The 13,040-nt window shown below is 72.8% G+C and carries 16 protein-coding genes and 1 pseudogene; 11 read left to right on the top strand and 6 right to left on the bottom strand.

Annotated elements, in window-relative coordinates; translation table 11 throughout:
* Positions 1 to 37 precede the first annotated feature (37 nt).
* From ABD832_RS09305 to ABD832_RS09290, 4 genes are all read left to right on the top strand, one after another.
* Positions 38 to 1,333 carry an aromatic ring-hydroxylating oxygenase subunit alpha gene (locus tag ABD832_RS09305; protein ID WP_344891261.1) on the top strand — a complete coding sequence of 432 codons (1,296 nt, stop codon included), beginning with the start codon at positions 38 to 40 and terminating at the stop codon, positions 1,331 to 1,333.
* 4 nt (positions 1,334 to 1,337) lie between these two features.
* Positions 1,338 to 1,853, top strand: coding sequence for an aromatic-ring-hydroxylating dioxygenase subunit beta (locus tag ABD832_RS09300; RefSeq protein ID WP_344891258.1), 516 nt, complete (start codon positions 1,338 to 1,340; stop codon positions 1,851 to 1,853).
* Complete coding sequence (locus ABD832_RS09295; protein ID WP_344891255.1) at positions 1,853 to 2,146, top strand: Dabb family protein; 294 nt, start codon at positions 1,853 to 1,855, stop codon at positions 2,144 to 2,146. The genes ABD832_RS09300 and ABD832_RS09295 overlap by 1 nt, the downstream gene beginning before the upstream one ends.
* An 83-nt stretch (positions 2,147 to 2,229) precedes the next feature.
* Positions 2,230 to 3,117: a VOC family protein gene (locus tag ABD832_RS09290; protein WP_344891252.1), complete on the top strand. Its 888-nt coding sequence runs from the start codon at positions 2,230 to 2,232 to the stop codon at positions 3,115 to 3,117.
* Between the two features lie 21 nt (positions 3,118 to 3,138).
* On the opposite strand, the gene ABD832_RS09285 is transcribed toward ABD832_RS09290, so the two are convergent.
* From ABD832_RS09285 to ABD832_RS09275, 3 genes are all read right to left on the bottom strand, one after another.
* Complete coding sequence (locus tag ABD832_RS09285; RefSeq protein WP_344891249.1) at positions 3,139 to 3,342, bottom strand: hypothetical protein; 204 nt, start codon at positions 3,340 to 3,342, stop codon at positions 3,139 to 3,141.
* Between the two features lie 86 nt (positions 3,343 to 3,428).
* Entirely contained in the window at positions 3,429 to 4,469 is a 1,041-nt protein-coding gene (locus ABD832_RS09280) for an S-adenosylmethionine:tRNA ribosyltransferase-isomerase (protein WP_344891246.1), read from the bottom strand.
* Positions 4,466 to 5,131, bottom strand: a complete 666-nt coding sequence (locus ABD832_RS09275) for an SDR family NAD(P)-dependent oxidoreductase (protein WP_344891244.1) — start codon at positions 5,129 to 5,131, stop codon at positions 4,466 to 4,468. The genes ABD832_RS09280 and ABD832_RS09275 overlap by 4 nt, the downstream gene beginning before the upstream one ends.
* A 144-nt stretch (positions 5,132 to 5,275) precedes the next feature.
* On the opposite strand from ABD832_RS09275, the gene ABD832_RS09270 reads away from it, so the two are divergent.
* Both ABD832_RS09270 and ABD832_RS09265 read left to right on the top strand, forming a co-directional pair.
* On the top strand, positions 5,276 to 6,487 hold the full coding sequence (locus tag ABD832_RS09270; RefSeq protein ID WP_344891243.1) for a GAF domain-containing sensor histidine kinase: 1,212 nt from the start codon (positions 5,276 to 5,278) through the stop codon (positions 6,485 to 6,487).
* Entirely contained in the window at positions 6,484 to 7,146 is a 663-nt protein-coding gene (locus ABD832_RS09265; RefSeq protein WP_344891239.1) for a response regulator, read from the top strand. Before ABD832_RS09270 ends, ABD832_RS09265 begins: the two co-directional genes overlap by 4 nt.
* A gap of 167 nt (positions 7,147 to 7,313) precedes the next feature.
* Here the strand turns inward: ABD832_RS09265 and ABD832_RS09260 are convergent, their stop codons facing one another.
* Positions 7,314 to 8,033 (bottom strand): hypothetical protein, encoded by a 720-nt coding sequence (locus ABD832_RS09260; protein WP_344891236.1) that lies wholly within the window; start codon positions 8,031 to 8,033, stop codon positions 7,314 to 7,316.
* Positions 8,034 to 8,099: 66 nt separating this feature from the next.
* On the opposite strand from ABD832_RS09260, the gene ABD832_RS09255 reads away from it, so the two are divergent.
* The 5 genes and pseudogenes from ABD832_RS09255 to ABD832_RS09240 all read left to right on the top strand — a co-directional run bounded on the left by ABD832_RS09255 (position 8,100) and on the right by ABD832_RS09240 (position 11,215).
* A complete protein-coding gene (locus tag ABD832_RS09255; protein ID WP_344891233.1) occupies positions 8,100 to 8,894 on the top strand; it encodes an ABC transporter ATP-binding protein in 795 nt (264 codons plus the stop codon).
* Positions 8,895 to 8,984: 90 nt separating this feature from the next.
* Positions 8,985 to 9,431 (top strand): annotated as a pseudogene (locus tag ABD832_RS42100) (SPFH domain-containing protein); the annotation flags it as partial.
* Between the two features lie 13 nt (positions 9,432 to 9,444).
* Positions 9,445 to 10,065, top strand: coding sequence for an SPFH domain-containing protein (locus tag ABD832_RS09250; RefSeq protein WP_344891230.1), 621 nt, complete (start codon positions 9,445 to 9,447; stop codon positions 10,063 to 10,065).
* 137 nt (positions 10,066 to 10,202) lie between these two features.
* The gene (locus ABD832_RS09245) at positions 10,203 to 10,958 is read left to right on the top strand and encodes a sulfite exporter TauE/SafE family protein (protein WP_344891227.1); all 756 of its coding nucleotides are present in this window, start codon (positions 10,203 to 10,205) and stop codon (positions 10,956 to 10,958) included.
* 29 nt (positions 10,959 to 10,987) lie between these two features.
* Positions 10,988 to 11,215, top strand: coding sequence for a hypothetical protein (locus tag ABD832_RS09240; protein ID WP_329088968.1), 228 nt, complete (start codon positions 10,988 to 10,990; stop codon positions 11,213 to 11,215).
* A 228-nt stretch (positions 11,216 to 11,443) separates the two neighbouring features.
* Here ABD832_RS09240 and ABD832_RS09235 read toward each other — a convergent pair whose 3' ends face one another.
* Together ABD832_RS09235 and ABD832_RS09230 are read right to left on the bottom strand one after the other, a co-directional pair.
* A complete protein-coding gene (locus ABD832_RS09235) occupies positions 11,444 to 12,358 on the bottom strand; it encodes a Rieske (2Fe-2S) protein (RefSeq protein WP_344891222.1) in 915 nt (304 codons plus the stop codon).
* Positions 12,359 to 12,399: 41 nt separating this feature from the next.
* The gene (locus ABD832_RS09230) at positions 12,400 to 12,954 is read right to left on the bottom strand and encodes an HD domain-containing protein (RefSeq protein WP_344893405.1); all 555 of its coding nucleotides are present in this window, start codon (positions 12,952 to 12,954) and stop codon (positions 12,400 to 12,402) included.
* Positions 12,955 to 13,040 lie beyond the last annotated feature (86 nt).

Here is a 13,040-nt window from a genome sequence, read left to right as displayed (position 1 = left end):
TTCTCGTTCAAGATCCGCAGGAAGGCCAGGCGCCGCGATGACGCAGCTGACACAGGGACATCCGATCGCCTCCCTCGTGGAGGAGGACGGGGAGGCGCTCTCGTTCCGGGTGCACCGGTCCGCCTACCGGTCCCAGGAGGTCTTCCGCGAGGAGACGGCCCGCATCTGGGGGCACACCTGGCTCTACCTCGGCCACGAGACGGAGATCCCCAAGCCCGGCGACTTCAAGACCAGGACCCTCGGCGGGCGCCCGCTGATCTTCTGCCGTGACTCCTCCGGCGAGATCCAGGTCTTCCTCAACGCCTGCACCCACCGCGGCACGGTGCTGTGCCGCTTCGGCGAGGGCAACACCAAGTTCTTCCAGTGCTTCTACCACGCCTGGGCGTTCAGCAACTCGGGCGAGCTGGCGGCGCTGCCCGGCGACGACGCCTACGCCGACGTGGACGGGTTCCGCGAGCGGATGAGGCTCCGCTCGGTGCCCAGGATCGCGACCCACGAGGGCTTCGTGTTCATCGCCTTCGACCCCGACGTGCCCGACCTGCTGACCCACCTCGGCAAGGCCGCCCACTACATGTCGCTGACCGCCCGGATCGGCCCGGCGGGCATGGAGACCGTGCCCGGCGTGCAGCTGTACGCGGTCAAGGGCAACTGGAAGCTCGCCGTCGAGAACGCGATGGACGGCTACCACTTCGCCCCCACCCACAACACCTTCGTGGGCTACCTGCGCGAGACCGGCTTCGCCGTCACCGACGACGACCAGTACGCCTACGACCTGGGCGGCGGCCACGGCCTGCTCATCCTGACCGGCCACAACGGGCGGATCGGGATGGTCTGGGAGCCGAGGTTCGGCGAGACCGAGCGGGAGCGGACGGTCGCCAAGCGCGAGGAGATGGTGGACCGGCTGGGCTCCGAGCTCGCCGCCGAGATCGCCGACGCCAGCCGGATCCTCTTCGTCTTCCCCAACCTGCTGCTGTTCGACCTGGAGGCGCTGACCATCCGCCAGCTCGAACCGGTCGCCCCGGACCGCACCGACGTGCGGGCCTGGCAGTTCGTCGAGGTGGGCGAACCGGCCGAGGTGCGGGAGCTGCGGATCAAGACGATGGTCAGCTTCGTCGGCCCCGGCGGGCTGGCCACCCCGGACGACATCGAGGCGTACGAGGCGGTGCAGCGCGGGATCGAGGCGACCGCGGACTCGGCCGACCCCGCCTTCGACTGGAGCGACATGTCGCGCGGCATGGCCAACGAGCGGCAGGGCAACCAGGGCCGCTCCATCGACGAGGGCGCGATGCGCAGCTTCTGGCGGCACTGGGCCACCGTCGTGGGCAGGGACTGAGCCGGTGAGCACGGGACACAGGGAGGACGTCGTGGGCGGCAGGACCATCACCCGGCCGGAGGTGGAGGACTTCCTCTACCGGGAGGCCCAGCTGCTCGACGAGTGGCGCCTGGACGAGTGGTTCACCCTCTTCGAGGAGGGCGGGCGGCTGGAGGTGGCCACCACCGACTGGAAGGGCTGGGACAGCTCCTCGGCCGGCTCGTTCATGTGCGACGACTACGACCTCATCCGGGCCAGGGTCAAGCGCCTCAAGAGCCGCAAGGCGCACGCCGAGAACCCGCACTCCAGGACGCACCGGATGGTCTCCAACGTGCTCATCCTGGAGCAGGGCGAGAGCACGGTCTGGGTGGCGGCGAACTTCATCGTGCACCGCTACCGGGACGGCGGGACGTACACCTACGTGGGCCGCTACGAGCACGTCCTGCTCGTGGAGGACGACGGGCTGCGCTTCCGGCTCCGCAGGGCGATCCCCGCGATGGAGACCATGGACGCGGGCGCACGGCTGAGCTTCATCCTCTGATGATCAAACACGTGCTGCTCTTCCGCTTCCGGCCGGACCTGCCGCCCGGGACGGCCGAGGCCGTCCTGGCGGAGCTGGAGACGTTCCCCGCCAGGTACCCGGCCATGCGCGGCTGGGCCTGCGGCCCCAACGTCAGCACCCGCGACACGAGCATGACGCACGGCTTCGTCGTCGAGTTCGACTCCGAGCGGGAGCTCCTGGACTACCTGAACAGCCCCTCGCACGAGGAGTTCGTGCGATTGCGCTGGCGCCCGGTGATCGAGCGGCAGGCCATCGTCAGCTTCCCCTTCTGACCCGGCCACGCCGCGAGGCGCGGTGCTCCGGTGGACCCCGCGGACGAGAGACATGGAAACGACAAGGAAGAAGAGGTAGCACCATGACAACCGCCACCCGCCGCCGGGCGCCGTACGGGATGGAGTACGCCCGGATCGCGGTGCCCGACATGGCCGCGACCATCGAGTTCCTGCGGTACCACGTGGGGCTCCAGCTCGAACAGCACGACGACGAGCACGCCTACCTGCGCGCCGACATCGAGCACCACTGCGTGGAGCTGCTCAGCGAGCCCGGCAGGGAGGTGTCGCAGACCGTCGCGGTCGGCTTCAGCGTGGAGTCCGGCGAGGTCCTCGACGACCTGCGCGAGCGGGTCGTCGCGGCGGGGCTGGAGGTGCTCCCGCTACAGGACCGGATGAAGGGGCTCTGCGACCGCGGCTTCGGCGTGCGCGACCCGAACGGGCTGATCGTGGAGCTGTTCACCGAGTTCCACGAGTACGCCGAGCCGCCGCTCGTCGAGCTGCGCCCACTCGACCTGGTGCACCCCTTCATCGCCACCGACAAGTACGACGAGTGCCTGGCCTTCTACACCGGGGTGCTCGGCTTCCAGTCCTCCGACCACGTCGGCGACGTCACCGTCTTCCTGCGGGCCGAGGACCGCTACCACCACAGCCTCGCCCTCCAGCGCAACGAGGAGTACTACGTCGCGCACCTGTGCTTCATGATGAAGAGCTTCGACCACGTGATGCGCGGCAGGGCGCGTGCCCTGTACAAGAACGTCCCCATCGCCTCGGACATGGTCAACCATTCCGCCTCCACCTCGATCGCGTTCTACCTGTTCGACCCCAAGCACGGTCCCAGGTACGAGCTGTGCGACGGCCACCGCGTCCTCACCCCCGAGGAGCACGAGACGCACCGGGCGCGCAGGATGACCGTGGACCCGCGCAACATCGACGTCTGGCGCGCCGCCGCCGACGACTGGGGCCGCTTCTAGGACCGGCCCCGGGTCTCCCCCTCAGGGACGCCGGGGCCGGCCGTACGAGGGCCCGGCGGACACCGGCCGGGCCGCGGAGCCCGCGCAGCCCGCGGAGCCCGCGGAGCCCGTCGGGTTCGCGGCGCTCGCGGCGTTCGCGCCGCTCACGGCGCTCGCGGCGCCGGGGGTGAGCAGCGCGCCTCCGGCCAGGGCGATGGCGGCGAGACGGGCGAGGTGCCGGCGCATGTCGTGCTCCAGTCGGGATCCGGTGATCCCCGTAGGGTGCCGGGACCAACCTGCCGGACCTGACTTGGAAACCCCTTGTGGCTGACTTAGCGGGCGGCCGCGATCAGGTGGACGTCGCCGAACTCGTGCCACAGGTAGCCCTCCGCGAGCGCCGCGGCGTACGAGCGGGAGAGCAGGTCGCGGCCGGTGAACGCCGAGAGCATCAGCAGGTGGGTGGAGCGCGGCTCGTGCAGCCCGGTGAGCAGGCCGTCCACCGCCCGTACCCCGGTGGCGGGGGTCACCAGGTGCGAGGTCCAGCCGCTCGCCGGGCCGATCCGGCCGTCCGGCGTCACGGCCGTCTCCAGGGCCCTGACCACGGTCGTGCCGACCGCGATCACCCGGCCGCCACCGGCGCGGGTGAGCTCCACCTGCCGGGCGGTGGAGGCGGGCACCTCGAACCGCTCCGGGTAGGGCGCCTCGTCCCGCTCGGGCGAGGCCACCCCGGTGTGCAGGGTGATCGGCGCGATCCCGACGCCGCGCGACACCAGCGAGGTCACCAGGCCGGTGGTGAACGGCCGTCCCGCGCTGGGCATCTCCGCGCTGCCCGGCCGCACCCCGAACACGGTCTGGTACGCCTCCAGCGGCCAGTCCCGGTCCACGTAGGAGTAGCGGATCGGTACGCCGTGGCGGCGCAGGTAGCCGATGACCTCGCGGTCCAGGCTCGCCCGCCACAGCCGGGGCGTCTCCGCCTCCAGCAGCCGCAGCGTCGCCCCGCCCGGCAGCGGCAGCCACTCCCCGGCCGTCCCGCCCCGGTAGGGCCCGTGCTCGGGGAACCTGCGCAGCTCGACCAGCCAGGTGCCGTCCTCGCGTTCGGTGGAGAAGTGCACCGCGAGCCGGTCGAGCCGGACCGCCGCCGGGAGCGTGCCGGAGTCGTTGACCACCAGCAGGTCACCGGGGCCGAGCAGGTCCGGCAGGTCGGTGAACGCGTGATGCCCGACCCGGCCGGTGCCGCGGTCGGAGACCAGCAGCCGCACCCCGTCGCGGGCCAGCCCCCGGACCTCCGGCGGCCGGCGCGCCTCCAGCTCGCCGGGGAGCACGAAGTCGGCGGCCATGGCGTCCGTCACGGGCACGCTCGTTCCCGCGCTCATGCGTGCGTCACCCGCCCGCTCCCCGGGCGCTCGGTGACCAGCCGCAGCAGGGTGGGCACGACGGTCTCGGGGGCGGGCGCCGCCGCGGCCTCGGCCGGGCCGAGCGCGTCGGCGAGCATGGCCGTGGACATCTCGCCCGGATCGACCCACCAGACCGCGACGTCCGGTTCCTCCACGGCCAGCACGTGGGAGAGCCGCTCCAGGGCGGCCTTGGTCGCTCCGTAGCCACCCCATCCCTCGTACGCCTCCACCGCCGCGTCGGAGGAGATGTTCACGATCGCGCCGCGCCGGTCCCGCAGACCGCGCAGCGTCGCCTGGATCAGGGCCAGCGGGGCCAGCACGTTCACCTCGAACAGGTCGCCGAGCGCGCCGACGGGGTAGGCCGCCAGCGGCGGCAGCGGTACCGGGCCCAGCCCGGAGGCGTTGTTGACCAGCAGGTCCAGCCCTCCGGCGTCCGCCGCGGCCCGTGCCAGCCGGTCCCGGTGGACGGGGTCGGCCACGTCCCCGGCCAGGACGAGGGCGCCCAGCCCGTCCGTGGCGGAGCGCAGCGCGTCCTCGCCGCGCGCGGTGAGGATGAGCCGCCAGCCGTCGGCGGCCAGGGAACGGGCCAGGGCCAGGCCGAGGCCGCGGGAGGCGCCGGTGATGAGTGCGGTCTTCGTCATGTTCCCGACGGTAGGAACCGGGCGCCCCCGGCACATCGGCCGTCGGACCCGGTCCGGTGTGGGCCGATGGTCCTAGGCGGCTCGCGGCGGACCTAGGACCGGCGACGCGCGCGCCGGACGCCCGGCGCGGCCTAGAGTCGTTGCGTGAGCTCCGAGAGCGAGGACCCGGGCGCCGTGCTGCACGCGGTGAGCTCGGCCGTCCTCGCGGTGACCAGGCACCTGTCGGTGCGTGAGGTGCTCCAGGTCATCGTGCGGTCGGCGCAGCGGCTGCTGGACGCCCGCTACGCCGCGCTGGGCGTGCCCGACGAGGCCGGAGCGTTCGCCGAGTTCGTCGCCGAGGGCATCTCCGACGAGGAGTGGGAGGCGATCGGGCCCATGCCCCGCCAGCACGGCATGCTCGGCGCCATGTTGCGCGAGGGCGCGCCGGTCCGGCTGCCCGACATCCGCAGGGACCCCCGGTTCGAGTGCTGGCCCCGCGCCCACCCGGTGCTCAAGGACTTCCTCGGGGTGCCCATCCTCGACGGCGACCAGGTGCTCGGCATCATCTTCCTGTCCAACAAGCGAGGCCCCGGCGGGTTCACCGAGGCCGACCAGCGCCTGCTCACGATGTTCGCCGCGCACGCCGCGATCGCCCTCACCAACGCCCGCCTGTACGAGCGCAGCCGCGAGCTGGCCCTGGTGGAGGAGCGCACCCGGATGGCCAGGGAACTGCACGACGCGGTGACCCAGAAGCTGTTCTCGCTGCGCCTGACCGCGCAGGCCGCGGCCTCGCTGGTGCCCGGCGACCCGGTACGGGCGCTGCGGGAGCTCGACCGGGTGGAGAGGCTGGCCGGGGAGGCGCTGGCCGAGCTGCGCGCGGTGATCGTGGAGCTCAGGCCGGCCGAACTGGGCCGGCACGGCCTGGCCGAGACGCTCCGCAAGCACGTCCGGCTGCTCGACCGGCTCCACCCGGCCTCGTTCTCGTTCTCGTCGTCGCCTTCGGACGGGGAGACGGGCGGGGAGAGCGGCGCGGAGACCGGCGCGGAGACCGGCGGGGAGGCTCCCGGGGCGGACGGGGGGACGCGGGCGCTCGACCCCGCGGTCGAGGTGGCCGTCCTGCGGGTGGCCCAGGAGGCGCTGCACAACGCCTCCCGGCACTCCGCGGCGCGTACCGTCGCCGTACGGCTGGGTCGCGAGGACGGGCGGGTGGTGCTGGAGGTGAGCGACGACGGGGCGGGTTTCGACGTGGCCACCGCCGCGGGACGGGGGCTGGGCATCGCCTCGATGGCCGACCGGGCCGAGGCGGTCGGCGGGAGCGTGCTGGTGCGGTCGGAGCTGGGCGCGGGCACGGTGATCCGGATGGAGGTGCCCGGGTGATCCGCGTCCTGATCGCCGACGACCACCCGGTCGTCCGCCAGGGGCTCCGCACCTTCCTGGACCTCCAGGACGACCTGGAGGTGGTCGGCGAGGCCGCCGACGGCGCCGAGGCGGTCGCGCTGGTGGAGTCCCTCGCCCCCGACGTGCTGCTGCTCGACCTGAAGATGCCGGTCCTGGACGGGCTCGGCGCGCTGCTCTCGCTGGCGGAGCGCGGCCTGTCGCCCCGGGTGCTGGTGCTGACCTCGGTCGGCGACCCCGCGGGGGTGGCCCCGGCGATGCGGGCGGGCGCGGCGGGCTTCCTCTACAAGGACGTCGAACCGGCCGCGCTGGTGCAGGCCATCCGGGCGGTGCACGGCGGCCAGGTGCTGCTCGCCGCAGAGGCCGCGGAGGCGATGCTGTCCGGTGCCGGACCGCTCCCGGCGGGGCGGCAGGACGGGGCCCGGGGCGGCGGGCAGGGCGGGCCGGTGGCGCCGCTGACCGACCGGGAGCGCGAGGTGCTGGCGCTGATCGCCTCGGGCCACTCCAACCGGGAGATCGCGAGAAGGCTCGCGGTGGCGGAGAAGACGGTGAAGACCCACGTCTCCAACGTGCTGATGAAACTGGGCGTGCAGGACCGGACACAGGCCGCCCTGTACGCGGTGCGCAACGGCCTGACCTGACGGCCGTCGACCAGTCCCCGGCCGCCCCTGAGGGGTGCCGGGCCGTTCCCGCGGCCTCCACACGCCCTGTCCGCGCCCGCCCGTGCCCGACGACGACCCCCGCGGCCCCCGACGGCCCTGATGGCCCCCGATGGCTCCGGACGGCCTTCGGTGGTGGACGGCGCGGGTCAGACCAGTTCGGTCATGGCGTGGTGGGCCACCACCCGGGCGCGCCGTACCGCCCGGTCCAGCTCGCGCAGCGCCTGACCGCGTACGGCGATCTGGCCGGAGGTGAGCCCCCGGTCGTCGGCGACCCGGAGCACCGCGGCCAGCCGGGCGGCCAGCGCGGCGACCCGGTGGGCGCGGGCGGGGTAGCCGGGGGCCAGGCCCTCGTCCACGATCTCCACCCGCCGCCTGCCCTGGGCCGGCCCCTCGACGCCGAGCAGCGCGTCGGTGGCCGTCCGCATGGCACGGGTCAGCTCGTGCTCGGCCTCGGACAGCGAGGGCAGGTCGGGGGCCGCGGTACGGGCCTGCAGCACGCTCCAGCGAACCCCGGCGTACGATGACCCGCGGCGGTCCTTTACCGGGACCAGGCCGAGGCATCTGTCGGGAAGCACGGCTATCGCCGCCTGCCCGGCCTCGATGGCCGCGGAGTTGAAGGGGGGCGGTCCGGTGAGACCGAGCGGGTCACCCGCGACGGGCAGGGCCAGCCGCAGCGACTTCATGCCCTCGATCCGCAGGTCGGCGAGGAATCCGCGCAGAGGGACGTCGCCGGCGTCGCCGGCGACGAGTTGGGGGCCTGCCTGCCGCTCCACGCGGTCGGCGGCCTCGTCGAGGCCCACCTGTCCGGCGAGCCAGGCGTTGCCCCAGCAGACGAGGGTGGCCGAGATCGGTGAATCAGGGTGCACCGATCCACGATATGCGCTTGTCCTGCAATAGGTTTTGTTCCAGCGATTCACGAGGAGGCTTCAGGGATGGGCGGTCAGGTGCTTCGGCTACAGGACGTCACCGTCCGCAGAGACGGGGCGGCCCTGCTGCGGGAGATCGACTGGACCGTTCACGAGGACGAACGGTGGGTCGTCATCGGTCCCAACGGCGCGGGCAAGACGACGCTGCTGCAGGTGGTCGGGGCTCTGCTGTTCCCCACCGAGGGCATCGTGGAGATCCTGGGCGAGCGGCTCGGCCAGAGCGACGTCTTCGAGCTGCGGCCCCGCATCGGGCTGGCGAGCGCCGCGCTGGCGGAGAAGGTCCCGCCGGAGGAGAAGGTCATCGACCTGGTGCTCACGGCCTCGTACGCCATCCTCGGCCGGTGGACGGAGGAGTACGACTCCCACGACGTCACGCGGGCCGTGGAGCTGATCGACCAGCTCGGCTGCGCCCACCTGATCCGGCGGCGGTTCAACACGCTGTCGGAGGGGGAGCGCAAGCGGGTCCAGATCGCCCGCGCGCTCATGCCCGACCCGGAGCTGCTGCTGCTGGACGAGCCCGCCGCCGGCCTGGACCTGGGCGGGCGCGAGGACCTGGTCCGCAGGCTGGCGACGTTCGCGCACGACCCCAAGGCGCCGACCATGGTGCTGGTCACCCACCACGTGGAGGAGATCCCCGGCGGGTTCACCCACGCGCTGCTGCTGCGGCACGGCTCGGTGGTGGCCCAGGGCCCGATCGAGCAGGTGATGACCGCGGAGAACCTGTCGCGCACCTTCAGCGTCCCGCTCAGCCTGGACCGGGGGCGCGACGGCCGCTGGTACGCGCGGGCGCACCAGCTCTGAGACCGTTATCGGCCGTTCAAAGGCCGGTGAAGGGAAAAGCAAATATCCTTCGGTCAGGGTTCCACGGGAATCGACCGCCGGGGATGCGTCATGGAATCGCTCGTCGCCACGCTCGTCGTCCTCGCCGTGGCGGCGTTCGCCGCGTACCGGACGGTCCATGTGGTGCCGCAGGGCACCGCGGGGGTGGTGGAGCGGTTCGGGCGCTACCACCGCACCCTCGGCCCGGGGCCGAACCTGGTGGTGCCGTTCATCGACCGGATCAGGGACGTCGTCGACCTGCGCGAGCAGGCCGTCTCCTTCCCTCCGCGGCCGGTCGTCACCCGTGACCACCTGGTGGTCTCGGTCGACGCGGCCGTGTGCTTCCGGGTCGCCGACGCCCGCGCCGCCACCTACGAGATCGCCAACTTCCTGCTCGCCGTCGAACAGCTCACCGTCACCGTGCTCCGCGACGCGATCGGCTCCAGGGACCTGGAGGACGCGCTGGCCTCCAGAGGGGAGATCGGCACCGAGCTGTGCGAGAGGCTCGGACGGGCCGCCGAGGCGTGGGGGGGTGCGGATCGGCCGGGCCGAGCTCAAGGCGATCGACCCTCCGGTCTCCGTCCGGGAGTCGATGGAGCGGCACGCGTGCGCCGAGCGGGACCGCAGGGCGGCGGTGCTGGCCGCCGAGGGGCGCAGGGAGGCCGCGGTCCTGGACGCCGAGGGCACGCGGCAGGCCGCCGTGCTCAGGGCCCAGGGCGAGGCCGAGGCCGCGGTGCTCGCGGCACGGGCCGAGGCCGACGCCAGGAGGGAACGGGCGGTGGGGGAGGCCGAGGCGGCCGAGATGCTCCTGAAAGCCGTCCGCGAGGGCGGGCCCGGCCCCGAGGTCCTCACCTACGCCTACCTCCGGACGCTTCTGGAGATCGCCGAGGGGGACCCCGAGCTCGGGACCCTCTCACCGCGCGGGTCCTCCCCGGGGTCCGGCGCGTTCTCGGGCGGATCGGGCAGTTCGGCCGGTTCGGGCGGCCTGAGTGGTTCGGGTGGCCCGGGTGGTTCGGAGGAAGGCGGAGGGGAGTCTCGGGCGTCCTCCCCGGCGTCCGGGGGCGATGCGGCCTCCCGCTCCCCCCGTCCCGCCCCCGCCGGATCCGGTGCGTCGGCGGGTCCGCGAGAGGCCGGGACCCCACCCGTAGGGTGAGGAGCCCCGCGCGCTACGGGCCCCCGCACCCCGGTCAGGGCCACCCCGCCGCCGGGCGGCCGTCGATCTCCTCCTAGCATCCCTTGAGTGCCGTGCACCTTTCGACGGGCGCGAGCCGTACACATGAGGGGAAGCGCATGACACCGTGGGAGGCGGTCGCGATCTTCGTGGCCGGGATCGGGGCCGGGAGCATCAACGCGGTCGTCGGCTCGGGATCGCTCATCACGTTCCCGACGATGGTCGCGCTGGGCATGCCGCCGATCGTCGCCAACGTCTGCAACAGCATCGGCCTGGTCCCCGGGTCGCTGACCGGCGCGCTCGGCTACCGGGCGGAGCTGAAGGGGCAGCGCCAGCGGCTGATCCGGCTGGGCCTTCCCACGATCGTCAGCGCGGTGATCGGCGGGGTCCTGCTGCTGTACCTTCCCGCGGAGACGTTCGACATCGTCGTGCCGGTGCTGATCGGCCTGGCGTGCGTGCTGGTGGTGGTCCAGCCCATGCTGAACAGGTGGCTGAGCGCCCGGCGGGAGCACGCCCGCCCGCACGGCGGGCCCTGGCTCTGGGCGGGCGTGTTCGCGTCCGGTATCTACGGCGGCTACTTCGGCGCCGCCCAGGGCGTCCTGCTGATCGGGCTGCTGGGCAGCTTTCTCGACGACGACCTGCAGCGGATCAACGGGACCAAGAACGTGCTCTCGCTGCTGATCAACACCTCGGCCGCCGTCCTGTTCATCTTCATCGCGGAGGTCGACTGGACCGCGGTGCTGATGGTGGCGCTGGGCGCGGCGATCGGCGGCTTCCTGGGGGCGAAGATCGGCAGGAGGCTGCCCGCCCCGGTGCTGCGCTGGTTCATCGTCTGCGTCGGCGTCGTGGCGATAGTCAAACTGGTGTACGGGTGAACCTGTCCGTCATTGGGTACTTATCAGGTATGAAAGGTGACAAGGTCGAGGTTGTCATCGACGCAGGAGACAGTTCACGAACCTACGAGGTCAGCGCCACGCGAGCGGGACGCCGCGTGGAGGTCGCCAACGCGCGCGGCGGCGTGGTGGAGGTGAGCGAGGTCACCCGGAGTGGTACGGCCGTGCGCACCGCCCGTTTCATGTCCAGCCGTATTCTCGCCCTGGTCGAACATCCCGCCGACGGCAAGCCCGCCTAGGCTCCGCGGCGGCCCGGTCCGGACCGGGAGGGGCATCGCCCATCCCGGCCCGGCCGTCGCTCGCCCCATAACCCCTGGGCCGTGGGCGGACCGGCCCGCGCCCCATCACGCCATCACGCCGAGCCTCGTCACCACCTCACCACCGAGCCCCGTCACGCCATCACGTCGAGCCCCTGTGGCACCGAGCCCTGTCGCGCCGGATCCCGGAGCGCCCGCGTCACCCCCGGCTCACACCTGGGCCGGGCGGACCTGGAGCACGCCGTCGCGGCGGACGCGGGTCTCGAAGGACGGCTGCGGCGCGGTGGCGGGACCGTGCACGACGGCCCCGTCGGAGAGCCGGAAGGTGCTCCCGTGCCACGGGCAGACCACGCACGCGGTGCCCTCCTCGGAGACCAGCCGTCCCTGGTGGAGCGGACCGGCCAGGTGGGCGCAGTGGTCGGCGAGGACGGTGACGCCGCTGCCCACGCGGAGCACGAACAGGTCGATGTACCCGAGCCTCCGGGTCACCGGGCGCCCGTCCGGCAGGTCGGTGACCTCGCACAGGTCGTGCCAGCCCAGCGGCACCAGATGGGCCACCGACTCGGCGTGGTTGGCCCCGGCGGCCTGCCGGTAGGCCAGGTGGCCGCCGAGATAGCCGCCCACGCTCGCGGCGCCCAGCCCGGCGAACGAGAGCATCCGCCCGGTCCGGTCCCGGCCGGCCAGCCGGAAGGCCAGGGACCCGGTGTAGAACCCCAGGGCGGTCAGGTTGGCGATCGCGTGCACGAACCCCACCCGTTGCTGCTCGCGGTGCAGCGCCGACCAGTCGGTCACGCCCGCCGCCACCGCGGGCAGCGCGGTGGCGAGCCCACCGGCGACCAGGAGCCGCGAGGCCCGAGGGTCGGCACGGGTGGCGTCCAGCACCGCCGTGGCGGCCCAGAGCCCCAGGGCGAGGTTGGCGAGCGGCGGATGGAGCGGTTTGCCGATCGGCACCCCGTGCAGCAGGTCCCTGAGCGGTCCCGGGCCGATCCGCCGGCGCACGGCCTTGGCGAGCACGCGGATCGGCCTGTCGGCTCTGGGCGACCGCTCGATCCGGTCGGTCAGCTCGACCCCGGGCACCAGACGCTTGAAAGGTCTGCGTCCTGTTTTGACGGTTTCCTTCACCATCGCCCCTTTCTTAGCCCTTAGGGACCTACCCGGGAAAGGCGTTATGCACGCGCCAAATGCCCCCGGCTGACGGAGAGGGCGATGATCTCGGTGGCGTAGGCGCCCAGCGTCGGCGACCCCTCCTCGATGATCTTCACTTTCTCCAGCACCTGCTCGGCCGTCACCTTGTAGAGCGACCAGGTGCCGCCCTCGTTGTGGTGGTTGGCCATGATGGGCGCGATACGGTCGAGGGCCTTGGCGAACCGGGCCTCCGGCGTCCTGCGCTCCTCGAACTCGTCCCAGAGCGCGCGCAACCGGCACGCCTGGTCGTCCGGGAGGAGCCCGAAGATCCGGTCGGCGGCCTTGCGCTCGATGCCGAGCTGGGCCTCGACGGCCTGGCTGTCGTAGATGAACGTGTCACCGGCGTCGATCTCGACGATGTCGTGGACGAGCAGCATCGCGACGACCCTGTCGAGATCGGTGCCCGGTGGTGCGTGCTCGGCCAGGACCATCGCCAGCATGCCCACGTACCACGAATGCTCGGCGTCGTTCTCCCGCCGCGACCCGTCCATGAGGGTGTTGCGGCGGACGACGCGCCTGAGCTTGTCGATCTCCATGGCGAAGCTGAGCTGAGCGTGCAGGCGGTCCTGTGCTGGAGGGGTGGTCACGCGCGCAAGCCTAATGCGCGCCGATCCCCCTTTTC

The organism is Streptosporangium longisporum (genome assembly GCF_039534895.1).
Lineage (GTDB): Bacteria > Actinomycetota > Actinomycetes > Streptosporangiales > Streptosporangiaceae > Streptosporangium > Streptosporangium longisporum.
This window is presented reverse-complemented; position numbering and strand designations above follow the sequence as displayed.

Coding starts and splice junctions, on each gene's coding strand:
- ABD832_RS09305 (WP_344891261.1), top strand. CDS start 38: ATGACGCAGCTGACACAGGGACATCCGATCGCCTCCCTCGTGGAGGAG.
- ABD832_RS09295 (WP_344891255.1), top strand. CDS start 1,853: ATGATCAAACACGTGCTGCTCTTCCGCTTCCGGCCGGACCTGCCGCCC.
- ABD832_RS09290 (WP_344891252.1), top strand. CDS start 2,230: ATGACAACCGCCACCCGCCGCCGGGCGCCGTACGGGATGGAGTACGCC.
- ABD832_RS09285 (WP_344891249.1), bottom strand. CDS start 3,342: ATGCGCCGGCACCTCGCCCGTCTCGCCGCCATCGCCCTGGCCGGAGGC.
- ABD832_RS09280 (WP_344891246.1), bottom strand. CDS start 4,469: ATGAGCGCGGGAACGAGCGTGCCCGTGACGGACGCCATGGCCGCCGAC.
- ABD832_RS09275 (WP_344891244.1), bottom strand. CDS start 5,131: ATGACGAAGACCGCACTCATCACCGGCGCCTCCCGCGGCCTCGGCCTG.
- ABD832_RS09255 (WP_344891233.1), top strand. CDS start 8,100: ATGGGCGGTCAGGTGCTTCGGCTACAGGACGTCACCGTCCGCAGAGAC.
- ABD832_RS09245 (WP_344891227.1), top strand. CDS start 10,203: ATGACACCGTGGGAGGCGGTCGCGATCTTCGTGGCCGGGATCGGGGCC.
- ABD832_RS09240 (WP_329088968.1), top strand. CDS start 10,988: ATGAAAGGTGACAAGGTCGAGGTTGTCATCGACGCAGGAGACAGTTCA.
- ABD832_RS09235 (WP_344891222.1), bottom strand. CDS start 12,358: ATGGTGAAGGAAACCGTCAAAACAGGACGCAGACCTTTCAAGCGTCTG.
- ABD832_RS09230 (WP_344893405.1), bottom strand. CDS start 12,954: ATGGAGATCGACAAGCTCAGGCGCGTCGTCCGCCGCAACACCCTCATG.